The following is a 23,642-nucleotide window of genomic DNA, read 5'->3' on the forward strand; positions in this document are numbered from 1 at the left end:
TGAACCTGCCGATGATTACCGGCAAATAAGAGAAAAGACCGCTGCAGGAGCTGCCGTGGCAGCTCCTGCAGAGATCACGATGTTGCAGACCTAACAACAAGCGGGGCTGGTCGCGCGGTTGCGCAGGCCTGATTGGACGTGGACAGGGCTGGATGCCTCTTGACTGCCGTAAGCCAACTCATGATTAGGAGCGTCACACAATGAAATCGAACAAGACCCTGCTGACCACTTTGCTTTCCATGGGCCTGCTGGCCAGTGCCGGTGCTACCCAGGCGGCTGGCTGGTGCGAATCGGGTAAACCGGTGAAATTCGCCGGCCTGAACTGGGAAAGCGCCATGCTCCTGACCGACGTGCTGCAAGTCGTGTTGGAGAAAGGCTACGACTGCAAGACCGACAGCCTGCCGGGCAACTCCATCACCATGGAAAACGCCCTGAGCAGCAACGATATCCAAGTGTTCGCCGAAGAATGGGTCGGCCGCAGCGAAGTCTGGAACAAGGCCGAGAAGGCCGGCAAGGTCGTCGGTGTCGGCGCTCCGGTGGTGGGTGCCGTCGAAGGCTGGTACGTGCCGCGCTACGTGATCGAAGGCGACGCCAAGCGCAAACTGGAAGCCAAGGCACCGGACCTGAAAAACATTGCCGACCTGGGCAAATATTCCGCGATATTCAAGGACGCCGAAGAGCCATCCAAAGGCCGTTTCTACAACTGCCCGGCCGGCTGGACCTGCGAGCTGGATAACAGCGAAATGCTGAAAAGCTACGGCCTGGAAAACAGCTACACCAACTTCCGTCCAGGCACCGGCCCGGCGCTGGATGCGGCGGTGCTGTCGAGCTACAAGCGTGGCGAGCCGATCCTGTTCTACTACTGGTCGCCAACCCCGCTGATGGGCCAGATCGACGCGGTCAAACTGGAAGAAAAACCGGGCGTGGACAAGCGCGTGACCATCAAGGTCGGCCTCTCCAAGACCTTCCACGAGCAAGCCCCGGAACTGGTGGCCGTGCTGGAAAAGGTCAACCTGCCGATCGACCTGCTGAATCAGAACCTCGGGCGCATGGCCAAAGAGCGGATCGAATCGCCAAAACTGGCCAAGATCTTCTTGAAGGAACATCCTGAAGTCTGGCACGCATGGGTGAGCGACGACGCAGCCAAGAAAATCGACGCGGCCTTGTAGGTTGAGCCTCTCCGACTGTCGGCAACGGCAGTCGGATGCTTGATCGCAACCCCTTGATTGAGAGTCTCTTATGTTTCCCGAAAGCTTTACCTTTTCCATCGCCGACTGGGTCAACGGTTGGGTCGATGCGCTGGTCACCAACTACGGCGACGTGTTCCGCAGCATCTCCGACACCCTGCTGTGGGCCATCGTCAATCTTGAAGGGCTGCTGCGTGCGGCGCCCTGGTGGCTGATGCTGGCGATCGTGGCGGGCGTTGCCTGGCATGCGACCCGCAAAGTCGTGACCACGGCGGTCATCGTCGGCTTGCTGTTCCTGGTGGGCGCGGTCGGTCTCTGGGACAAGCTGATGCAGACCCTGGCGCTGATGATGGTGGCGACGGTCATCTCGGTGCTGATCGGCATTCCGTTGGGCATTCTTTCTGCGCGCAGCAATCGCCTGCGTTCGGTACTGATGCCACTGCTGGACATCATGCAGACCATGCCGAGCTTCGTGTACCTGATCCCGGTGCTGATGCTGTTCGGCCTGGGCAAGGTCCCGGCGATTTTCGCTACGGTGATCTACGCCGCGCCGCCGCTGATCCGCCTGACCGATCTGGGCATTCGCCAGGTCGACGGTGAAGTGATGGAAGCCATCAACGCCTTCGGTGCCAACCGCTGGCAGCAACTGTTCGGCGTGCAACTGCCGCTGGCCCTGCCGAGCATCATGGCCGGGATCAACCAGACCACCATGATGGCCCTGTCGATGGTGGTGATCGCCTCGATGATCGGTGCCCGTGGCTTGGGTGAAGACGTATTGGTGGGGATTCAGACCCTCAACGTCGGACGTGGTCTTGAGGCCGGTCTGGCGATCGTGATTCTGGCAGTGGTGATCGACCGCATTACACAGGCGTACGGTCGTGCACGGCATGAGGTGAGCAAATGAGCAACGCAGCCATCAGCAAGATCGAAGTCAAAAACGTCTTCAAGATTTTCGGCAACCGTTCCAAGGATGCGCTGGGCATGATTAGCCAGGGCAAAACCAAAGACCAGGTGCTGGCCGAAACCGGTTGCGTGGTCGGCGTGAATGACCTGTCGCTGAGCATCGGCACCGGCGAGATCTTCGTGATCATGGGCCTGTCGGGTTCCGGCAAATCGACCCTGGTGCGTCACTTCAACCGCCTGATCGACCCCACCAGCGGCGCGATCCTGGTGGACGGCGTGGACATCCTGCAATACGACATGGAAGCCCTGCGCGAATTTCGCCGGCACAAGATCAGCATGGTGTTCCAGAGCTTCGGCTTGTTGCCGCACAAAAGCGTGCTGGATAACGTCGCCTACGGCCTGAAAGTGCGTGGCGAGAGCAAGCAGGTGTGCTCCGAGCGCGCGCTGCACTGGATCAACACCGTGGGCCTGAAGGGCTACGAAAACAAATACCCGCATCAGCTTTCCGGCGGTATGCGCCAGCGTGTGGGCCTGGCTCGCGCCTTGGCGGCGGACACCGACATCATCCTGATGGACGAAGCCTTCAGTGCCCTCGACCCGCTGATCCGCGCCGAAATGCAGGACCAGTTGCTGGAACTGCAAAAGACCCTGCACAAGACCATCGTCTTCATCACCCACGACCTCGACGAGGCCGTGCGCATCGGCAACCGCATCGCGATCCTGAAGGATGGCCGACTGATTCAGGTCGGCACGCCACGAGAGATCCTGCATTCGCCGGCGGATGAGTATGTGGATCGGTTCGTACAGCGGCGGGCTGCGGTGGTTTAAAGGTCGATCGTTCCCACGCTCTGCGTGGGAATGCATCCCGTGACGCTCCGCGTCACACATGCGCAGGGCTTGAGCCTTGCGCTGACAACGGGACGCGGAGCGTCCTTGGCGGCATTCCCACGCAGAGCGTGGGAACGATCAAGTTCAAGAGGTTAATGATGTCCCAGGCTGAAAAAATCGTTATCGCCGATGCCCCGTTGCGTTGGCAGGATGTGGTCGCGGTAGCCCGCCACGGCGCGCAGCTTGAGCTGTCGGCCCAGGCCTGGGCGCGGATCGAGAATGCCCAGGCGATCGTCCAGCGCATCGTCACCAGCGGTGAGCGCGCCTATGGCGTCAACACCGGCCTGGGCGCCTTGTGCAACGTCTCGCTCAAGGACGAACAACTCAGCCAGTTGTCGCGCAACACCTTGCTCAGCCATGCCTGCGGCGTCGGTGCTCCACTGTCCGACGAACAGACCCGCGCGATCCTCTGCGCCGCGATCCACAACTACAGCCATGGCAAATCCGGCATTCACCGCCGGGTGGTCGAAGTGTTGTTGGCGCTGCTTAACCGTGGCATCACCCCGCAAGTGCCGTCCCAGGGTTCGGTCGGTTACCTGACCCACATGGCCCACATCAGCATCGCACTGCTGGGCGTCGGCAATGTCAGCTACCGCGGGCAGATCGTTTCTGCGCAACAAGCCTTGAGCGAAGAAGGTTTGCAACCGGTTCAGCTCGGCGCCAAGGACGGACTGTGCCTGGTCAACGGCACGCCGTGCATGACCGGCCTCAGCTGCCTGGCCCTGGCCGATGCGACGAACCTGGTGCAGTGGGCCGATGTGATCGGCGCCATGAGCTTCGAGGCCCAGCGCGGCCAGATTGCCGCGTTCGATGCCGAGATCATCGCGCTCAAACCGCATCCGGGCATGCAGCAGGTGGGTATCAATCTGCGTGCGTTGCTCGATGGCAGCGAAGTGATCGCCAACAGCAAAGGCATTCGCACTCAGGATGCGCTGAGCATCCGCTCGATTCCGCAAGTGCACGGCGCTGCCCGCGATCAGCTTGAACACGCCAGAAAGCAGATCGAAACCGAGCTCAACTCCGCGACCGACAACCCGTTGCTGCTGGGCACTCCGGACAACTTCCGCGTCATGTCCCAGGCCAATCCGCACGGCCAATCGGTTGCTTTGGCAGCTGACTTGCTGGCGATCGCCATGGCCGAAATCGGCTCTATCGCCGAACGTCGCCTGGACCGTTTGGTCAACCCGCACGTCAGCGGCTTGCCAGCCTTTCTGGTGGCCAATCCGGGCGTGAACTCCGGGATGATGATCGTGCAATACGTCGCCGCGTCGCTGTGCGCGGAAAACCGCCAGTTGGCGCAACCGGCGGTGCTCGATAACTACGTCACGTCAGGGCTGCAGGAAGACCACCTGAGCATGGGCACCAACGCTGCGCTGAAGCTGCATCGTGCGTTGGAAAACTGCACGCAGATTCTCGCCATCGAATACTTGCTGGCATCCCAGGCCTTTGAGTTCCTGAAAGACCAACGCTTCGGCGCCGGCACCGATGCCGCGTGGCGCCTGCTGCGCGAACGTATTCCGGCTTACGACCAGGACCGTTGGCTGGCGCCGGACATCGCCAGCGCTGCTGCTGTTTTGAAAGACCCGATTTTGCTGCACAAGGCTGTACCGAACCTCAACTGATTTCCACAACACCAGCGTGCCAAGGCGCGGCCCCTCCAAAAGGCGGGAAGCGACGGACAACGGATATCTCCGGAGCGTCTGGTTAGTTAATAAAAAACTCTCAAAAGGAGAATGAATGTGACTGCGCTTAATTTGATTCCCGGCCAACTGAGCCTTGCCCAACTGCGTGATGTTTATCAGCAACCGGTCAAAATCACCCTCGACGAAAGCGCTTCGGCGCAAATCGAAGCCAGCGTTGCCTGCGTGGAACAGATCCTCGCCGAGAACCGCACTGCCTATGGCATCAACACCGGTTTCGGCCTGCTGGCCTCGACCCGCATCGCCAGCGAAGACCTGGAAAACCTCCAGCGCTCGCTGGTGCTGTCCCACGCCGCCGGTGTCGGCGAGCCAATCAGCGACGCCCTGGTGCGGCTGGTGATGGTGCTCAAGGTCAACAGCCTGAGCCGTGGTTTTTCCGGCATTCGTCGTCAGGTGATCGACGCACTGATCGCGCTGATCAATGCCGAGGTTTACCCGCACATTCCTCTGAAAGGTTCGGTCGGTGCGTCCGGTGATTTGGCGCCGTTGGCGCACATGTCGCTGGTGCTGCTGGGCGAAGGCAAGGCGCGCTACAAAGGCGAATGGCTGCCCGCCACCGAAGCGCTGAAAGTTGCCGGTCTGACGCCGCTGACCCTGGCAGCGAAAGAAGGCCTGGCGCTGCTCAACGGCACTCAGGTTTCCACCGCCTACGCCCTGCGTGGCCTGTTCGAAGGCGAAGATCTGTTCGCCGGCGCCCTGGCCCTTGGCGGCCTGACGGTCGAAGCGGTACTGGGCTCGCGCTCGCCATTCGACGCGCGTATTCATGCCGCTCGCGGCCAGAAAGGCCAGATCGACGCCGCTGCTGCTTACCGTGATTTGCTGGGCGAGCGCAGTGAAGTGTCCGACTCGCACGAGAACTGCGAAAAGGTCCAGGACCCGTACTCTCTGCGCTGCCAGCCGCAAGTCATGGGCGCCTGCCTGACCCAGTTCCGTCAGGCCGCCGAAGTGCTCGCCATCGAAGCCAACGCCGTATCGGACAACCCATTGGTGTTCGCCGCTGAAGGCGACGTGATCTCCGGCGGTAACTTCCACGCCGAGCCGGTGGCCATGGCTGCCGACAACATGGCGTTGGCCATCGCCGAAATCGGTTCGCTCAGCGAACGCCGCATTTCGCTGATGATGGACAAGCACATGTCGCAACTGCCGCCGTTCCTGGTGGCCAATGGCGGCGTGAACTCCGGCTTCATGATCGCCCAGGTGACTGCGGCGGCACTGGCCAGCGAGAACAAGGCGCTGTCCCATCCGCATTCGGTGGACAGCCTGCCGACTTCCGCCAACCAGGAAGACCACGTATCCATGGCGCCGGCTGCCGGCAAGCGTCTGTGGGAAATGGCCGAGAACACTCGCGGGATTCTCGCGGTGGAATGGTTGGCTGCGGCCCAGGGGCTGGATCTGCGCGACGGCCTGAAGACCTCGCCAAAACTGGAAAAGGCCCGCGCCATCCTGCGTGCCGAAGTGCCGTTCTATGAGAAGGACCGCTTCTTCGCCCCGGACATCAATGCGGCCAGTGAGTTGTTGGCCACGCGTTGCCTGAATGACCTGGTGACGGCGAAGTTGCTGCCTAGCCTGTAATAGCTCCTTCTCTGATGATCGTTCCCACGCTCTGCGTGGGAACGATCATGTCGCCAATAAAAATAATTAAGGACGAGAAATGCAACAGCCAGTAAAAGGTTTGAAACGCGGGCTCTCTGCCCGACATATTCGCTTCATGGCACTGGGGTCGGCGATCGGCACCGGGCTGTTTTACGGTTCTGCCTCGGCCATCCAAATGGCCGGCCCCGCGGTCCTGCTCGCTTACCTGATCGGTGGCGCGGCGGTGTTCATGGTCATGCGCGCCCTCGGCGAGATGGCGGTGCATAACCCGGTGGCCGGCTCATTCGGCCAGTACGCCAGCACCTATCTGGGGCCGATGGCGGGCTTTATCCTCGGTTGGACCTACGCATTTGAAATGGTCATCGTCGGTATGGCCGACGTGACCGCATTCGGCATTTACATGGGATTCTGGTTTCCGGAAGTCTCCCGCTGGATCTGGGTGCTGGGCATCGTTTCGGTGGTCGGCGGCCTGAACCTGTGCAACGTCAAAGTCTTCGGCGAAATGGAGTTCTGGTTGTCGCTGCTCAAGGTCGCGGCCATCGTCGCGATGATCCTTGGTGGTTTCGGCATCATGCTGTTCGGCATCAGCAATGCGCCCGGTGCCCAGGCGACCGATATCAGCAACCTCTGGACCCAGGGCGGCTTCATGCCTAATGGCGTGGGCGGCTTGATCGCCTCGTTTGCGGTGGTGATGTTTGCCTTTGGCGGTATTGAAATCATCGGCGTTACCGCCGGTGAAGCCAAAGACCCGCAGCATGTGCTGCCCCGGGCGATCAATGCCGTACCGTTGCGTATCTTGCTGTTCTACGTGCTGACGATGCTGGTGCTGATGTCGATCTTCCCGTGGCAGCAGATCGGCAGCCAAGGCAGCCCGTTCGTGCAGATTTTCGACAACCTGGGGATCAGCTCGGCGGCAACCATCCTCAACATCGTGGTGATCTCGGCGGCGGTGTCGGCCATCAACAGTGACATCTTCGGCGCGGGCCGCATGATGTATGGCCTGGCTCAGCAAGGACACGCACCGAAAGGCTTCGCCCGCTTGTCGCGCAATGGCGTGCCGTGGTTGACGGTGATGGTGATGAGCGGCGCGCTGCTGCTGGGTGTGTTGCTGAACTACCTGATCCCGGAAAACGTCTTTCTGCTGATCGCCTCCATCGCGACCTTTGCCACGGTGTGGGTCTGGCTGATGATTCTGTTCACCCAGGTGGCCATGCGTCGCTCCATGAGTGCCGAGCAGGTCGCGCAATTGAAATTCCCGGTGCCGTTCTGGCCTTATGCGCCGATGGCGGCGATTGCCTTCATGCTGTTCATCTTCGGCGTGCTGGGCTATTTCCCGGACACCCAGGCGGCGTTGATCGTCGGCGTGGTCTGGATTGTGTTGCTGGTGCTGGCCTACCTGACGTGGGTCAAACCGGCGGCAGGCAAGGCGGTACCGGTGGAACAGGAACCTGCTTTTTCTCATCGATAACCTAACGGAGGCCAAGGATGAAAACGCTCTGGCAACACTGTCACGTCGCAACCATGGCGCAAGGCGTCTACTCGATCATCGAGGATGCGGCCATCGTGACGTCCGGTGCGCACATTGAGTGGATCGGTCCACGCGCCGAACTGCCGGCCGGCGAGTACCCGGCCGTCAATGACTTGAGCGGGGCCTGGATCACCCCGGGCCTGATCGACTGCCACACCCACACGGTGTTCGGCGGCAACCGCAGCGGTGAATTCGAGCAACGCCTGCAAGGCGTCAGCTACGCGGAAATCGCCGCAGCCGGTGGCGGCATTGCCAGCACCGTGCGCGCCACCCGCGCCGCCAGCGAAGACGAGCTGTTCGCCAGCGCCGCCAAGCGCCTGAAGAGCCTGATGCGCGATGGCGTGACCACAGTCGAAATGAAATCCGGCTACGGTCTGGACCTGGCCAGCGAACGCAAAATCCTGCGGGTGATCCGTCGTCTTGGCGCCGAGTTGCCGGTCAGTGTGCGCAGCACTTGCCTGGCGGCCCACGCCTTGCCGCCGGAATACACCGACCGCGCCGACGCCTACATCGATCACATCTGCAGCGAAATGCTCCCGACCCTGGCGGCCGAGGGGCTGGTGGATGCAGTGGACGCGTTCTGCGAATACCTGGCGTTTTCGCCTGCGCAAGTCGAACGGGTGTTCGTCGCCGCGCAGAACCTCGGCTTGCCGGTGAAGCTGCATGCCGAGCAATTGTCGTCGCTGCACGGTTCGAGCCTGGCGGCGCGTTACCACGCACTGTCCGCCGATCATCTGGAATTCATGACCGAAGACGATGCGATTGCCATGGCCAAGTCCGGCACCGTCGCGGTATTGCTGCCCGGCGCGTTTTACTTCCTGCGGGAAACCCAATTGCCGCCGATGGAAGCCCTGCGCAAACACGGGGTGAAAATCGCCATCGCCAGCGACCTCAACCCGGGCACTTCGCCGGCGTTGTCGTTGCGCTTGATGCTGAACATGGCCTGCACCTGTTTCCGCATGACCCCGGAGGAGGCGCTGGCTGGCGCGACTATTCACGCCGCCACCGCGCTGGGCATGGGCCAAACCCATGGTTCGCTGGAAGCCGGCAAGGTCGCAGACTTCGTCGCCTGGCAAATCGATCGTCTGGCCGACCTGTCGTACTGGCTGGGCGGCGACCTGGAAAAACGCGTCGTGCGTCACGGCGTCGAAACAAGCGTTTAGGAGAGCAGTTGTGGATAAGGTTCTGAACTTCAAACAAGGCCGCGTGCCACTGCTGATCAGCATGCCCCACGCTGGCCTGCGCCTGACCCCGGTGGTGGAAGCGGGGCTGATCCCCGATGCGAAAAGCCTGCCGGACACCGATTGGCATATCCCCAGGCTTTATGAATTTGCCGCCGAACTGGGCGCCAGCACCCTGGCGGCCGAGTACTCGCGGTTTGTCATCGACCTGAACCGGCCGTCCGACGACAAGCCTTTATATGTCGGCGCCACCACCGGTCTGTATCCGGCGACGCTGTTCGATGGCGTGCCGTTGTTCCGCGAAGGGCTGGAGCCATCGGTTGCAGAACGGGCGACGTATCTGGAGCAGATCTGGACGCCGTACCACCGCACCTTGCAGGAAGAACTGGCACGGCTGAAAGCCGAGTTCGGCTACGCGCTGCTGTTCGACGCGCACTCGATTCGCTCGGTGATTCCGCACCTGTTCGACGGCAAGCTGCCGGACTTCAACCTCGGCACCTTCAACGGCGCCAGTTGCGATCCGCAGTTGGCCACACAGCTGGAAGCGATCTGCGCGAAGCACACCGATTACAGCCATGTGCTGAACGGCCGCTTCAAGGGCGGGCACATCACCCGGCACTACGGCAACCCGGCCGAGAACATTCATGCCGTGCAACTGGAGTTGGGCCAGTGCACGTATATGGAAGAGTTCGAGCCGTTCCGTTATCGCCCGGATCTGGCGGCGCCGACGCAGGTGGTGCTCAGGGAATTGCTGCAAGGACTGTTGGCGTGGGGGCAGCGGCAGTATTTGAAGTAACAAGGGAGCTGGGCAGTCGCTTGTTTTTCTGCGTGCAGTTGCGCCGCGATGTAGTTGACTAAAATGTTAAATGGGCGGCCTAAAATAGGCAGTCCATTTAACATGGCGGTTAACGAAGTGCTGGATGATGCTCCCGTCTGGGTCTCCAGTAAAGTTTCGACTTATTGGACCATTAATGCGCAAGAATCCACCTTCGTGACTGGAGCTTTTGTCCCTTCATATTGGGCTTTGAGTTTACTTTCTGCGTCCTCTGCTGAGGAAGCTTGGATAGGCATTTTTATATACTGCGGGCTAGCGAGATCTGTACTCATTGTAAATTTACAAATGTATGTCTGATCTCCAGCAAAGGCGTGGGGGGACAGTGTACAGACAGAGATCAATGCCAGCGATCCGAGGCAGTGCTTGAATGATTTGGTATTGAGCTTCATCGCTATATCCTTATAAGAGTATCGATTTGAAGTTCTATTTATATCTGTTTGTCGATGGTGGTCTACTGTCATATCTGATAGGTCTAAATGGTTTCTTATGATTGTTTGCAGTTGATGGGTTTTTTATTATTCGATTTTAATACTTCGGAACACCGATTATAGATATCTGCGCGATGAAACTTGAGTTGGAGAACTGCACGTACATGGAAGAGTTCGAGCCGTTCCGTTATCGCCCGGACTTGGTCGAGCCGACGCGAGTGGTGCTCCGGGAATTGCTGCAAGGGCTGTTGGCGTGGGGGCAACAACACCCCTTGCTGCATTCCCACGCAGAGCGTGGGATCGATCCTTGTCGCCACCGTGCAAAACACGGTCGCCACAGGTCACTTTTGCCGACTCGGCGCTGCGTAACGTTGTGGGCACGGTGCACAAAGACACCGGGCCCACAATAATCTGCTGCCGAGCGAGCCCTCCCGATGAAACGACTGTTCAACCGCTGTCTGTTAATCCTCACCGGCACTGCTCTTCTGAGCACCAGCGTTTTCGCCAACGACCCCGCTTCCTGCAAGACCGTGCGCATGGGCGTGGTCAACTGGACTGACGTCATCGCCACCAGCGGCATGGCCGATGTGCTGCTCAACGGCCTTGGTTACGAAAGCAAGCAAACCAGTGCCGTGCAGCAAATCATCTTCGCCGGCATCCGCGACAAGCGTCTGGATATTTTCCTCGGTTACTGGAAACCGGCGATGGACAAGAACATCGCCCCGTTCGTGTCCGCCAATCAGGTGAAGGTTATGGACAAACCAAGCCTGGCCGACGCCCAGGCAACGCTCGCGGTACCTGACTACGTCGCTGCCGCCGGCCTGAAAACCTTCGCCGACATCGCCAGGTTCAAGGATCAGTTGGGCGGCAAGATCTACGGCATCGAGCCGGGCAGCGGCGCCAACACCACCATCAAAACCATGATCGAGACCAACCGCTTTGGCTTGAAGGACTTCAAGCTGATCGAGTCTGGTGAGGCCGGGATGCTCGCCGCCGTGCAACGGGCGGTCAATCGCAAGGAGTTCGTGGTGTTCGTCGGCTGGACCCCGCATCCGATGAACATCAACATGAACATCGCCTACCTGACCGGCAGCGAAGACGTCTATGGCCCGAACGAAGGTGCGGCGACCGTCTCCACCGTGACCGCGCCGGACTATGCCGAGCGTTGCCCGAACGTGAACCGCCTGTTGGAAAACCTGACCTTCACCGCCGCTCAGGAAAGCCAGTTGATGGTGCCGATCATGGAGCGCAAGACGCCGCAGGACGTTGCCAGACAGTGGCTGCGCGATCATCCCGAAGACCTTCAGCGCTGGCTGGCGGGTGTCAGCAGTTTCGATGGCAAGGAAGGCGTGGCAACCGTTCAGGCCAGTTTGAAACCCTGATGGCCGCGTATCCGATCTCCGCGCAGATGTCGGCGTTCGTCGAGAAAACCCTCAGCTTCAACAACACCGACAGCAGCCTCCCCGGTTTGCGTCAGGCTTATAGCGAGATGTGCCGGGCATTTACCCCGCCATGCCCCGCAGGGCTTGAGGTGGTCGATTTCGAGTTGGCGGGCGTGGCGGTGCGCTCCTGGCAACCATCGGTCAAACCACCGACCGACGGTTGGCCCTGCATTGTGTATCTGCACGGTGGCGGTTGGGTGGTGGGGGATCTGGATTCCCACGCCTTTATCTGCGCCGAACTGGCATCGGTGCTCGGTGTGTTGGTGATCGCCGTCGATTATCGGCTGGCGCCGGAACATCCCTTTCCGGCGGCGTTCGATGACTGCCTGAGTGTCTGGCGCGCACTGCGCACGGGGCCGTTTCAGCTCGACCCGGCGCGGACGCTGGTGGCGGGCGATAGCGCTGGCGGCAACCTTGCCGCTGCGCTGTGTCTGGCCTTGCGCGATGCCGGCGAACCGGCGCCTGGTGCACAGGTTCTGATCTATCCGGGCCTGGGCGGCGATCACCTATTGCCGTCACGCAGCGAATGCACCGACGCGCCATTGCTCAGCAGCAGCGATCTGGATTGTTATCACGCGCTGTACTTGGGTGGTATCCGTCAGCCAACGGCCTATGCGATGCCCTTGCTCGCCGACGACTTCAGCGGTCTGCCGCCGACGTTGATTGCCGTGGCGCAGTTCGACCCGTTGCGCGATGACGGCGTTCTTTACGCCGGGCGACTCAACGCCGCCGGCGTGAGCGCAATGCTTTATTACGGTCAGGGGCTGGTTCATGGTTGTTTGCGGGCGCGGGGGCAGGTTGCCGAGGTCGACCGACTCTATGAAACCCTGCTCGGCTATTTGGCTGACAAGACGGGCTGAGAAGACGGGCTGACAAACGCTGACGCTGCGAGGGGCATGCTCATTGAAGTAATTCGGGTTTATGATGCCGGACGGCAGAATAATAGAAGTCCCTACAGGGATGACCTCGACCCCTTACGGAGCGCGCAATGCAGACTTTGTACCCGCAGATCAAACCCCACGCCCGGCACGATCTGGCCGTCGATAAAACCCATACGCTGTATGTCGACGAAAGCGGTTCACCGGAAGGTTTGCCGGTAGTGTTCATTCACGGCGGCCCCGGCGCCGGGTGTGATGCGCAGAGCCGCCGGTATTTCGATCCGAACCTGTATCGCATCGTTACCTTCGACCAGCGCGGTTGCGGTCGCTCCACGCCCCACGCCAGCCTGGAAAACAACACCACCTGGGATCTGGTCGCCGACCTCGAGCGGATTCGCAAACACCTGGGCATCGACAAATGGGTGCTGTTCGGCGGTTCCTGGGGTTCGACCCTGGCCCTGGCTTATGCGCAAACCCACCCGGAGCGCGTGCACGGGTTGATTCTGCGCGGGATATTTCTCTGCCGTCCTCAGGAAATCGAGTGGTTCTACCAGTGTGGCGCCAGTCGCCTGTTCCCCGATTACTGGCAGGACTACATCGCGCCGATCCCGCTGGACGAGCGCGACGACTTGCTCTCGGCATTCCATAAACGCCTGGTCGGCAACGACCAGATCGCCCAGATGCACGCGGCCAAGGCCTGGTCCATCTGGGAAGGCCGCACCGCGACCCTGCGTCCGAACCCGCTGGTGGTCGATCGTTTCTCCGAACCCCAGCGCGCATTGTCCATCGCCCGTATCGAATGCCACTACTTCACCAATAACGCTTTCCTCGAGCCGAACCAGTTGATCCGCGACATGGGCAAGATCGCCCATTTGCCCGGTGTCATCGTCCATGGTCGCTATGACGTGATCTGTCCGCTGGACAACGCCTGGGAACTGCATCAGGCCTGGCCGAACAGCGAATTGCAGGTGATTCGCGACGCCGGCCATGCGGCGTCCGAACCGGGGATCACCGATGCATTGGTACGCGCCGCCGATCAGATGGCCCGTCGTTTGCTCGACCTGTCGCCTGACGAAGCATGAAGGGCCTGCTGCAACGCGTGCGCGGCGCGCGAGTCGAGGTCGCCGGAGAGGTGGTTGGTGCGGTAGATCAGGGGTTGCTGGTGCTGGTGGCGGTCGAGCCCGACGACACTCAGGCCAATGCCGACAAACTTCTGCATAAGCTGCTTAACTATCGAGTATTCAGTGACGCCGAGGGCAAGATGAATCTGTCCCTGGCGGACGTGGGCGGCGGATTGTTGCTGGTCTCGCAGTTCACCCTGGCCGCTGATACAAAAAACGGGTTGCGCCCGAGTTTTTCGACTGCGGCCCCTCCGGCCTTGGGTGAGGCGCTTTTCGACTATCTATTGGGCAAAGCGAAACAGGTGCATGGCACTGTGGCATCAGGTAGATTCGGCGCGGATATGCAGGTGCACCTGGTCAATGATGGCCCGGTAACCTTCCTGTTACAGACGTGAAAGCGCTTGAAACATGTTTTTAAGGGCATTTCGGCTGAAAACAGAGGCTTTTCCCGATAAATACTTGCTTCCCCCTGATGCGTTGTAACGCGGCCTACTAGATAATCGCGCGCTACGGGGATCAGCGTTCGTTGGTCCATTTTGACTTAGGTAGAGACTTGTCCGGGGCCTGTTGGGGAATCATTTTGCCCCATGGGAGTCGGAACAATGCTCGCCAACTTGGCAAGAGTGGTCCGCAGGGTCGGTTTTTTTCCACCGTACACCGTGCTGGCACTTTAACTGGCCGTTGGTTTTTTGATCTGTTTTCGGCGAGGGTTGCTCGTGATTGTTAGTCCCTGTAATGCACCAAAATTGTCTGCCAAACGGTTTCGAAACGCACTGGTAGCGGGCTCTGCACTGCTCTGCCTGTTCAGCGCCGGCCAGCTTTGGGCATTCAATCTGGATGACGTATCGGTCAAGGCAAAAGAGCTGGCCGGGCAAAAATTCGAAGCCCCGCGCAGTAACCTGCCGAATGAATTTCGTGAGATGAAATTCGCGGATTATCAAAAAATTCGCTTCCTCACCGAAAAAGCCGAGTGGGCTAACCAGAAAACCCCATTCAAGCTGTCGTTCTATCACCAGGGCATGCACTTCGATACGCCGGTGAAAATCAACGAAATCACGGCCAACACCGTCGAAGAGATCAAATACGACCCAAGTCGTTTCGATTTCGGCGATATGAAGTTCGATCCTAAAGCCACTGAAAAGCTGGGTTATGCCGGTTTCCGTGTGCTGTACCCGATCAACAAGGCCGACAAGCAAGACGAAATCATGACCATGCTCGGCGCGAGTTACTTCCGCGTTGTCGGCAAGGGCCACACCTATGGCTTGTCCGCTCGCGGCATGGCCATCGATACCGCCTTGCCGTCCGGCGAAGAGTTCCCGCGTTTTACCGAGTTCTGGATTCAGCAGCCGAAGCCGGGCGATAAGCACCTGGTGATCTTCGCCCTGCTGGATTCGCCGCGCGCCACCGGTGCCTATCGCCTGACCCTGCGCCCGGGCAGCGACACGGTCGTAGACGTCAAGGCCAAGATGTTCCTGCGTGACAAGGTCACCAAACTCGGCGTTGCGCCGCTGACCAGCATGTATCTGTTCGGCGCCAACCAGCCATCGAAAGTGTTGAACTACCGTCGCGAACTGCACGACTCCAGCGGTCTGTCGATCCATGCCGGCAACGGCGAATGGATCTGGCGCCCATTGAACAACCCGAAACACCTGGCCGTAAGCAACTTCTCGATCGAGAACCCGCGCGGTTTCGGCTTGCTGCAACGTGGTCGTGACTTCAGCCACTACGAAGACCTCGACGACCGCTACGACAAGCGCCCAAGTGCCTGGATCGAGCCGAAAGGCGATTGGGGCAAGGGCTCCGTCGATCTGGTGGAGATTCCTACCGCTGACGAAACCAACGACAATATCGTTGCTTTCTGGAGCCCGGAAAAACTGCCAGAGCCTGGCCAGCCCCTGGACGTCGCCTATCGCATGCACTGGACCATCGACGAAGCCTCCCTGCATTCGGCGGACAGCGCCTGGGTTCAGCAGACCCTGCGTTCCACGGGTGACGTGAAGCAGTCGAACCTGATTCGTCAGCCGGACGGCAGCGTGGCCTACCTGGTGGATTTCCAGGGTCCGTCCCTGCAAGACTTGCCGGAAGATGCCGAAGTACGCAGCCAGGTGAGCGTTGGCGACAACGCGGAGCTGGTCGAGAACAGCGTCCGTTACAACCCTGAAACCAAGGGCTGGCGCCTGACCCTGCGGATGAAGATCAAGGATCCGAACAAGTCCACCGAAATGCGTGCAGCACTGGTCAAGACCATCACGCCTGCCGAGACGATCAAGACCACGGCGCCAGCGTCCAGCTCTTCCGTTGCCAAGGCCGACAAGATCGCCGCCAAGCAGCAGGAGAAGAAGGACAAGGAGGCCAAGCAAGCTGAAGCGCAAGCCCAGCAAGTCAAGGACACCAAGGACAAGGACAACAAAGACGCCAAGCAGCCTGTCGCTGCCGAAGCGGCCCCTGCCACACCGGAATCGGCACCGACTGAACAAGTCCTGACCGAGACCTGGAGCTATCAGTTGCCCGCCGATGAGTAATTCACACGTACAGCCACAAACGCTTGCCGAGTACCTGGCGCATTTGCCGATGACCGACGAGCAGCGCGCGGAACTCGCGGGCTGCAAGTCTTTCAGTGAATTGCACGAACGTCTGTCGTCCCAGGCGTTCGACGCGCCGACCGATGCCGCCCAGGCGTCGGTCGGGCGGCGCCTGACCCTGAACACCGCCGAAGAACTGGCGGATGCGCAAATGTTGGGACTCGACGCCAGTGGTCGGGTTTGCCTCAAGGCAGCCCCGCCGATCCGTCGGACCAAAGTCGTTCCGGAGCCATGGCGCACCAATATTCTGGTGCGTGGCTGGCGTCGGCTGACCGGTCGCACCAACCCGCCGCAGCCGCCGAAAGACGAGAACGTGCTGCCGGCAGCTCGCTGGCGCACCGTCGGTTCGATCCGCCGCTATATTCTGCTGGTGCTGATGCTCGGCCAGACGATCGTCGCCGGCTGGTACATGAAAGGCATCATGCCGTACCAGGGCTGGTCGTTCGTCGATCTTGAAGAAGTCCTGCACCAACCGCTCCTGCAAACCGCGGCTCAGGTGCTGCCTTACGCGTTGCAAACCAGCATCCTGATTCTGTTCGGGATTCTGTTCTGCTGGGTGTCGGCCGGTTTCTGGACCGCGCTGATGGGCTTCCTCGAGTTGATCACGGGGCGTGACAAGTACCGCATTTCCGGCGCCAGCGCCGGCAACGAGCCGATCGCCAAGGACGCACGCACCGCATTGGTGATGCCGATCTGCAACGAAGACGTGCCGCGGGTATTCGCCGGTTTGCGGGCGACCTTCGAGTCGGTTGCAGCCTCGGGTAACCTGGATCGCTTCGACTTTTTCGTGCTCAGCGACAGTAACGACGCCGATATCTGCGTCGCCGAACAGCAGGCCTGGCTGGACGTCTGCCGTGAAGCCAAGGGCTTCGGCAAGATCTTCTACCGCCGCCGCCGTCGTCGCGTAAAACGTAAAAGCGGCAACCTCGACGACTTCTGCCGTCGTTGGGGCGGTGACTACAAGTACATGGTCGTGCTCGACGCCGACAGCGTAATGAGCGGTGAATGCCTGAGCAGCCTGGTGCGCCTGATGGAAGCCACGCCGGACGCCGGGATCATCCAGACCGCGCCGCGTGCGTCGGGCATGGACACCCTTTATGCACGTATGCAGCAGTTCGCCACGCGTGTGTATGGTCCGCTGTTCACCGCCGGTCTGCACTTCTGGCAGTTGGGCGAATCCCACTACTGGGGCCACAACGCGATCATCCGCATGAAGCCGTTCATCGAGCACTGCGCCCTGGCGCCGTTGCCCGGTAAAGGTGCGTTCGCCGGTGCGATTCTGTCCCACGACTTCGTTGAAGCTGCGCTGATGCGCCGTGCCGGCTGGGGCGTGTGGATTGCCTATGACTTGCCGGGCAGCTACGAAGAACTGCCGCCGAACCTGCTGGACGAACTCAAGCGTGACCGTCGCTGGTGCCACGGCAACCTGATGAACTTCCGCCTGTTCCTGGTCAAGGGCATGCACCCGGTACACCGTGCGGTGTTCCTGACAGGCGTGATGTCTTACCTGTCGGCACCGTTGTGGTTCTTCTTCCTTGTGCTGTCGACAGCCCTGCTGGCGACCAACACGCTGATGGAGCCGCAGTACTTCCTGGAACCGCGCCAGCTCTATCCGTTGTGGCCGCAATGGCACCCGGACAAGGCGATTGCGCTGTTCTCGACGACCATCGTGCTGCTGTTCCTGCCGAAGTTGCTGAGCATCATCCTGATCTGGGCCAAGGGTGCGAAAGAGTTCGGTGGCAGGTTCAAGGTGACGCTGTCGATGCTGCTGGAGATGTTGTTCTCCATGCTGCTGGCGCCGGTGCGGATGATTTTCCACACCCGTTTCGTACTCGCCGCGTTCCTCGGCTGGGCCGCGACCTGGAATTCGCCGCAACGTGACGACGACTCCACGCCGTGGAGCGAAGCGGTCAAGCGCCACGGTCCGCAGACCTTGCTGGGCTTCTTCTGGGCCCTGCTGGTGATCTGGCTGAACCCGAGCTTCCTCTGGTGGCTGGTGCCGATCGTCGGTTCGCTGATGCTGTCGATTCCGGTGTCGGTGATCTCCAGTCGTGTCGGTCTGGGCCTGAAGTCGCGTGACGAGAGCCTGTTCCTGATTCCTGAGGAATACAATCCGCCGCAGGCATTGCTGGCGACCGATCAGTACACCCACGAAAACCGCTGGCATGCACTGCACGACGGCTTCGTCCGGTCGGTGGTCGATCCACAGCAGAACGCATTGGCGTGCGCGCTGGCGACGTCTCGTCACCGTCAGGCCGAGCCGATCGAATGGCTGCGCATCGAGCGGGTTCGCCATGCGATGAAGGTCGGGCCTGAAGGGCTGACCAACAACGAGCGCGTGGCCCTGCTGAGTGATCCGGTGGCACTGGGTCGCTTGCATGAGCAAGTCTGGAGCGAAGGCCATGCCGAGTGGCTGCAGGCCTGGCGCACTTCGGTGGATGCCGATCCGCATGCGCCACTGTTGCCGCTCAAGCCGTTGAGCGTGCAGCCTCAGTTGGCATAATGAAAAACCCCGCGAAAGCGGGGTTTTTTTTGTGCTGATGATCATTCCCGTGTTCTGCGTGGGAACGATCAAACAAATCCCCCTCAACCCCTTGTGCAAACGGCCGAGTGCGTTAGCATCCGTCCCCGAATTGGTGCGCCCGGACAACTTTCTGTTCGTATCTGCCGGTTTCCCAAAGGAAATCTGCGGTTTGCGTGCCTCACAATGCGATGGTTTTGGGGACTTGAAGATGAAGAAGTATCTGTCGATGCTGCTGGTCGGCGTCACGGCATTGGTTGCAGTCAACGCGGCGCAGGCCGGTGCCATCGATGACGCGGTCAAGCGCGGCACGCTGAAAGTCGGCATGGACCCGACCTACATGCCGTTCGAAATGACCAACAAGCGCGGCGAGATCATCGGCTTCGAAGTCGACATCCTCAAAGCCATGGCCAAGGCCATGGGCGTCAAGCTGGAAATGGTTTCCACCGGCTATGACGGCATCATCCCGGCCCTGCTGACCGACAAGTTCGACATGATCGGCAGCGGCATGACCCTGACCCAGGAGCGCAACCTGCGCCTGAACTTCAGCGAACCCTTCATCGTGGTCGGCCAGACGCTGCTGATCCGCAAGGAGCTTGAAGGCACCATCAAGTCCTATAAAGACCTGAACACCGCCGACTACCGCATCACCTCCAAACTCGGCACCACCGGCGAGATGGTCGCCAAAAAACTCATTTCCAAAGCCAAGTACCACGGCTACGACAACGAACAGGAAGCGGTGCTCGACGTGGTCAACGGCAAGGCCGACGCCTTCATCTACGACGCGCCTTACAATGTCGTGGCGGTGAACAAGGTCGGCAACGGCAAACTGCTGTTCCTCGACAAGCCGTTCACCTACGAGCCTCTGGCTTTCGGCCTGAAGAAGGGTGACTACGACAGCCTCAACTTCATCAACAACTTCCTGCACCAGATCCACGAAGACGGCACCTACGATCGCATCCATGACAAGTGGTTCAAAGACACCGCTTGGCTCAAGGACATGGAGTAAGGCTCGGTCAGATTGATCGTTCCCACGCTCTGCGTGGGAATGCCGCCCGGGACGCTCCGCGTTCCTTCGCAAGCGTGACGCAGAGCGTCACTGGATGCATTCCCACGCAGAGCGTGGGAACGAGCGAATCAGAGAAACGTTTAATGAAACAGAAAAAAGCCCAATGGCCCTGGCACGTATTAACCGTGCTGGTGCTGATCGGCCTGGCCGGTGCGCTGTACTACGCCACCTCGCTGATGTCCTACGAATGGCGCTGGAACCGCGTGCCGCAATACTTCGCCTACCACGCCGAAGAGTCCCAGCGTGCGGCTGACATCTCCACCGTCAGCGAATTGGTGCGCAAGGGCGGCAAGGCTGAAGTCACCCTGCGCAATGATGCCGGTGATGAGCAGCACCTGACGGTCGACGACAACAGCCTGCAAGTCGCGCAAGGCGATGATGTGGCCGAAGGCGATGTGATCGGTGTGACCCGGCATTGGGCCGCCGGCCCGCTGCTATGGGGCCTGTGGACCACGTTGTGGTTGTCCATGGTGTCTGGCGTGCTTGGTCTGCTGATCGGCCTGGCCACCGGGTTGTGCCGCCTGTCGAACAACCCGACCCTGCGCGACCTCTCGACAATCTACGTCGAGCTGGTGCGCGGTACGCCGCTGCTGGTGCAGATTTTCATTTTCTACTTTTTCATCGGCACCGTGATGAACCTCTCCCGGGAGTTCGCCGGGATCGCCGCGTTGTCGCTGTTCACCGGTGCCTACGTGGCGGAGATCATCCGTTCTGGCGTGCAGTCCATTGCCCGTGGCCAGAACGAAGCGGCGCGCTCCCTCGGTTTGAGCGGTGGCCAGTCGATGCGCCACGTGGTGCTGCCGCAAGCGTTCAAGCGCGTGCTGCCGCCGCTGGCCGGGCAGTTCATCAGTCTGGTCAAGGACACCTCGTTGGTGTCGGTGATCGCGATAACCGAACTGCTGAAAAGCGGTCGCGAAGTCATCACCACCTCGTTCTCGCCGTTCGAAATCCTGTTCTGCGTGGCCGGGCTGTACCTGTTGATCAACCTGCCGCTGTCGAAAATCGCCAGTCGGCTTGAGCGGAGGCTCGCGCAAAGTGATTGAAGTCCGCGATCTGATAAAAGTCTTCGACACCCGCGGCCAGGTGGTTCGCGCGGTAGATAACGTCACCACCCAAGTGGCGAAGGGCGAAGTATTGGTGGTGATCGGCCCGTCCGGTTCCGGCAAATCGACCTTTCTGCGCTGCCTGAATGGCCTGGAAGCGTTCGACTCCGGCTCGGTGAGCATCGACGGCTTACAACTGGCCGACCCGAAAACCGACGTCAACGCCTACCGCCGCGAAGTCGGCATGGTGTTCCAGCATTTCAACCTGTTCCCGCACATGACCGTGCTGGAAAACCTCTGCCTGGCCCAGAAAGTCGTGCGCAAGCGCGGCAAGAAGGAGCGCGAGGCCAAGGCCATGGTGTTGCTGGAAAAGGTCGGCATCGCTCAGAAGGCCCACGAGTTTCCATCGCGCCTGTCAGGTGGTCAGCAACAGCGCGTGGCCATCGCCCGAGCATTGGCGATGGAGCCGAAGGTCATGCTGTTCGATGAGCCGACATCGGCGCTCGACCCGGAAATGGTCGGTGAAGTGCTGGATGTGATGAAGACCTTGGCCGTGGAAGGCATGACCATGGTTTGCGTCACCCACGAAATGGGCTTCGCCCGGGAAGTGGCGGATCGGGTGCTGTTCTTCGATCACGGCAAATTGCTGGAAGACGCCTCACCGGCCGAGTTCTTCGATGCGCCGAAGGATCCGCGTGCGCAGGCGTTTTTGCGGCAGGTTCTCTAACCTATGATCGTTCCCACGCAGAGCGTGGGAACGATCAGTCCGGCCGATTAAACCTTGAATCGTCCCACCAGCATCTGCAAATGCGTCCCCAATCGCGCCAGCTCGACGCTGGAGGCTGCGGTCTCTTCACTCGCAGCCGAGGTCTGCTCGGACACGTCACGCACGTTCAATACGCTACGGTTGATCTCTTCAGCCACCGCGCTCTGTTGCTCGGCGGCAGCGGCGATCTGCTGGTTCATCGACTGGATCGCCGACACGGTACGGGTGATGCTTTCCAGCGAGCCACCGGCACGGCGGGTCAGTTCGACGCTGCTGTCGGTCAGGCTGCGGCTGTTGTCCATGATGGTCGCGACTTGCTGAGTGCCGGTTTGCAGGCCAACGATCAGCTCTTCGATTTCTTCGGTGGACTTCTGGGTACGCTGGGCCAGGCTGCGGACTTCGTCGGCGACTACCGCAAAACCGCGACCGGCCTCACCGGCGCGGGCGGCTTCGATGGCGGCGTTGAGCGCCAGCAGGTTGGTTTGCTGGGCCACCGATTTGATCACGTCGAGCACGCTGCCGATCTTGTCGCTCTCGCGCTTCAGGTCGCCCATGGCGGCCGTGGAGTTACCGACTTCGAGGGCCAGGCGTTCGATCTGGGCGATGGCCTCGCCGACCACCCTGTCACCCTCGCGGGCCTGCTGGTCGGCGGCGACGGCGGCTTCGGACGCTTCCTCGGCATTGCGCGCGACTTCCTGCACGGTGGCGGTCATTTCGTGCATGGCGGTGGCCACTTGATCGGTTTCGACCTTCTGACTGTTGACCCCGGCGCTGGTCTGCTCGGTAACGGCAGACAGTTCTTCAGCGGCGCTGGCGATTTGGGTCACGCCGTCGCTGATGCCGCCGATCAGTTCCCGCAGGCCCAGGGTCATGCTCTGCATGGCGCGCTGTAGCTGGCCCAGTTCGTCCTGGCGTTCGGAAATCAGGTTATGGCTCAGGTCGCCCGCCGCGACACGCTCGGCCACTTTGAGGGTTTGGCTCAGGGGAATGACGATCTGCCGGGTGATGGCCCAGGCCGCGAACAGACCAAAAGCCGACGCCAGGACGGTGGCCATCAGCAGCAGGTTTTTGGCGTGCGCCGTATCGGCGTCACGCACGGCGGTTTGCGAGGTGGTGAGCTTTTTGCTGACGTCGAACAGAATGTCGCCCTGAGCGCTCATGCGTTTGAAGGCGGCAGCGCTGACGACCTGGGAGTCACGGAACTGACTGACAGCCGCGCGATAGGCTTTTAGCGAGTCGGTCGCCTGTTGCAGGTTGGCGATGTGTTGCTCCGGCAGTTTGGACGGCAGGCTTTCGAGGTTTTTCAGGGCGTTGTCGATGGCGTCCAGCGCTGGCTGCTCGGCCTCGGGTTTGCCGCTGTAGGTGTAACCGCGGACCTGGAAGCGCGCTTGCTGAATCAGTTTACTCAGGTCGATCACACTGTTGAACTGGGTGACGCTGTCGCCCTGCAGCATGGATTTTTCGACTTCAGCGACGCGGGCCACGGCGTTATCGGCGGTGGCGCCCAGTTTGCTGCGAGCATCTTCGCGAGTGGCGGTGGCCTGGGTCAGGTCGGCGAAGGCGCGTTTGTACTCGCTGACGGCGGCCACTTGCTGGTCGATCAATGCCACGTCGTCAGGTTGTTCGATCAGCGTGCGAGCGGTTTTCAGGCCGCTATCGAGTTTGCCGATCAGCTCGTTGACGGCGCCCGGGCCTTGTTCGCCACGGCGCATGTCGTAGTCCAGACGGGCCAGGCGCAGGTCTTTGGTCAGCTCATTGAGGCTGGAAATAAACCCGAGGGTGTCGCCACGGCTGATCACACCGCTCAGGCCGGTCCAGCCGGTGAAGGTGATCAACAAGGTCAGAAGCAGCACCAGACCGAAGCCGACACCCAGTTTGCGATTGACGCTTACGTTTCCCAGTTTCTCGGCTAGCCAACGGTACATGCTGCAACTCCCCTCGGACCATTAATCGGTTTTATGGGGACTGTATCGGCAG

General features: G+C 60.5%; 18 protein-coding genes and 1 pseudogene. 18 read left to right on the forward strand and 1 reads right to left on the reverse strand.

Annotation, left to right across the window (positions count from 1 at the left end; all coding sequences use genetic code 11):
* Positions 1–200 precede the first annotated feature (200 nt).
* From PMI21_RS18470 to PMI21_RS18385, 18 genes and pseudogenes are all read left to right on the forward strand, one after another.
* The gene (locus PMI21_RS18470; RefSeq protein ID WP_007936768.1) at positions 201–1,169 is read left to right on the forward strand and encodes an ABC transporter substrate-binding protein; all 969 of its coding nucleotides are present in this window, start codon (positions 201–203) and stop codon (positions 1,167–1,169) included.
* 70 nt (positions 1,170–1,239) lie between these two features.
* Positions 1,240–2,091 (forward strand): ABC transporter permease, encoded by an 852-nt coding sequence (locus tag PMI21_RS18465; RefSeq protein WP_007936769.1) that lies wholly within the window; start codon positions 1,240–1,242, stop codon positions 2,089–2,091.
* On the forward strand, positions 2,088–2,918 hold the full coding sequence (locus PMI21_RS18460; protein ID WP_007936770.1) for a quaternary amine ABC transporter ATP-binding protein: 831 nt from the start codon (positions 2,088–2,090) through the stop codon (positions 2,916–2,918). The genes PMI21_RS18465 and PMI21_RS18460 overlap by 4 nt, the downstream gene beginning before the upstream one ends.
* Positions 2,919–3,076: 158 nt before the next feature.
* The gene (gene hutH, locus PMI21_RS18455; RefSeq protein ID WP_007936771.1) at positions 3,077–4,600 is read left to right on the forward strand and encodes a histidine ammonia-lyase; all 1,524 of its coding nucleotides are present in this window, start codon (positions 3,077–3,079) and stop codon (positions 4,598–4,600) included.
* A 111-nt stretch (positions 4,601–4,711) separates the two neighbouring features.
* On the forward strand, positions 4,712–6,250 hold the full coding sequence (gene hutH / locus PMI21_RS18450) for a histidine ammonia-lyase (protein ID WP_019650804.1): 1,539 nt from the start codon (positions 4,712–4,714) through the stop codon (positions 6,248–6,250).
* 79 nt (positions 6,251–6,329) lie between these two features.
* Entirely contained in the window at positions 6,330–7,739 is a 1,410-nt protein-coding gene (locus PMI21_RS18445) for an amino acid permease (RefSeq protein ID WP_007936773.1), read from the forward strand.
* A 17-nt stretch (positions 7,740–7,756) separates the two neighbouring features.
* Entirely contained in the window at positions 7,757–8,962 is a 1,206-nt protein-coding gene (gene hutI, locus PMI21_RS18440; protein ID WP_007936775.1) for an imidazolonepropionase, read from the forward strand.
* A 10-nt stretch (positions 8,963–8,972) separates the two neighbouring features.
* A complete protein-coding gene (hutG, locus tag PMI21_RS18435; protein WP_007936776.1) occupies positions 8,973–9,776 on the forward strand; it encodes an N-formylglutamate deformylase in 804 nt (267 codons plus the stop codon).
* A gap of 598 nt (positions 9,777–10,374) precedes the next feature.
* Positions 10,375–10,512, forward strand: a pseudogene (locus tag PMI21_RS29865) (N-formylglutamate deformylase); the annotation flags it as partial.
* 165 nt (positions 10,513–10,677) lie between these two features.
* Positions 10,678–11,625 (forward strand): choline ABC transporter substrate-binding protein, encoded by a 948-nt coding sequence (locus PMI21_RS18425; RefSeq protein WP_007936778.1) that lies wholly within the window; start codon positions 10,678–10,680, stop codon positions 11,623–11,625.
* Positions 11,625–12,545: an alpha/beta hydrolase gene (locus PMI21_RS18420; RefSeq protein ID WP_007936779.1), complete on the forward strand. Its 921-nt coding sequence runs from the start codon at positions 11,625–11,627 to the stop codon at positions 12,543–12,545. The genes PMI21_RS18425 and PMI21_RS18420 overlap by 1 nt, the downstream gene beginning before the upstream one ends.
* Before the next feature lie 128 nt (positions 12,546–12,673).
* Positions 12,674–13,645 carry a prolyl aminopeptidase gene (gene pip, locus PMI21_RS18415; protein ID WP_007936780.1) on the forward strand — a complete coding sequence of 324 codons (972 nt, stop codon included), beginning with the start codon at positions 12,674–12,676 and terminating at the stop codon, positions 13,643–13,645.
* Complete coding sequence (gene dtd / locus PMI21_RS18410; RefSeq protein ID WP_007936782.1) at positions 13,642–14,079, forward strand: D-aminoacyl-tRNA deacylase; 438 nt, start codon at positions 13,642–13,644, stop codon at positions 14,077–14,079. The genes pip and dtd overlap by 4 nt, the downstream gene beginning before the upstream one ends.
* Positions 14,080–14,400: 321 nt before the next feature.
* Positions 14,401–16,206, forward strand: coding sequence for a glucan biosynthesis protein G (locus PMI21_RS18405; protein WP_007936783.1), 1,806 nt, complete (start codon positions 14,401–14,403; stop codon positions 16,204–16,206).
* On the forward strand, positions 16,199–18,769 hold the full coding sequence (gene mdoH, locus PMI21_RS18400) for a glucans biosynthesis glucosyltransferase MdoH (RefSeq protein ID WP_007936784.1): 2,571 nt from the start codon (positions 16,199–16,201) through the stop codon (positions 18,767–18,769). Before PMI21_RS18405 ends, mdoH begins: the two co-directional genes overlap by 8 nt.
* Before the next feature lie 229 nt (positions 18,770–18,998).
* Positions 18,999–19,796 (forward strand): transporter substrate-binding domain-containing protein, encoded by a 798-nt coding sequence (locus PMI21_RS18395; RefSeq protein WP_033063925.1) that lies wholly within the window; start codon positions 18,999–19,001, stop codon positions 19,794–19,796.
* Between the two features lie 143 nt (positions 19,797–19,939).
* A complete protein-coding gene (locus tag PMI21_RS18390; protein ID WP_007936788.1) occupies positions 19,940–20,899 on the forward strand; it encodes an amino acid ABC transporter permease in 960 nt (319 codons plus the stop codon).
* The gene (locus PMI21_RS18385) at positions 20,892–21,626 is read left to right on the forward strand and encodes an amino acid ABC transporter ATP-binding protein (RefSeq protein ID WP_007936789.1); all 735 of its coding nucleotides are present in this window, start codon (positions 20,892–20,894) and stop codon (positions 21,624–21,626) included. Before PMI21_RS18390 ends, PMI21_RS18385 begins: the two co-directional genes overlap by 8 nt.
* A gap of 47 nt (positions 21,627–21,673) precedes the next feature.
* On the opposite strand, the gene PMI21_RS18380 is transcribed toward PMI21_RS18385, so the two are convergent.
* Entirely contained in the window at positions 21,674–23,590 is a 1,917-nt protein-coding gene (locus tag PMI21_RS18380; RefSeq protein WP_007936790.1) for a methyl-accepting chemotaxis protein, read from the reverse strand.
* Positions 23,591–23,642: the final 52 nt, after the last annotated feature.

The organism is Pseudomonas sp. GM18, assembly GCF_000282195.1.
In the GTDB taxonomy this organism is placed as follows: Bacteria; Pseudomonadota; Gammaproteobacteria; order Pseudomonadales; family Pseudomonadaceae; genus Aquipseudomonas.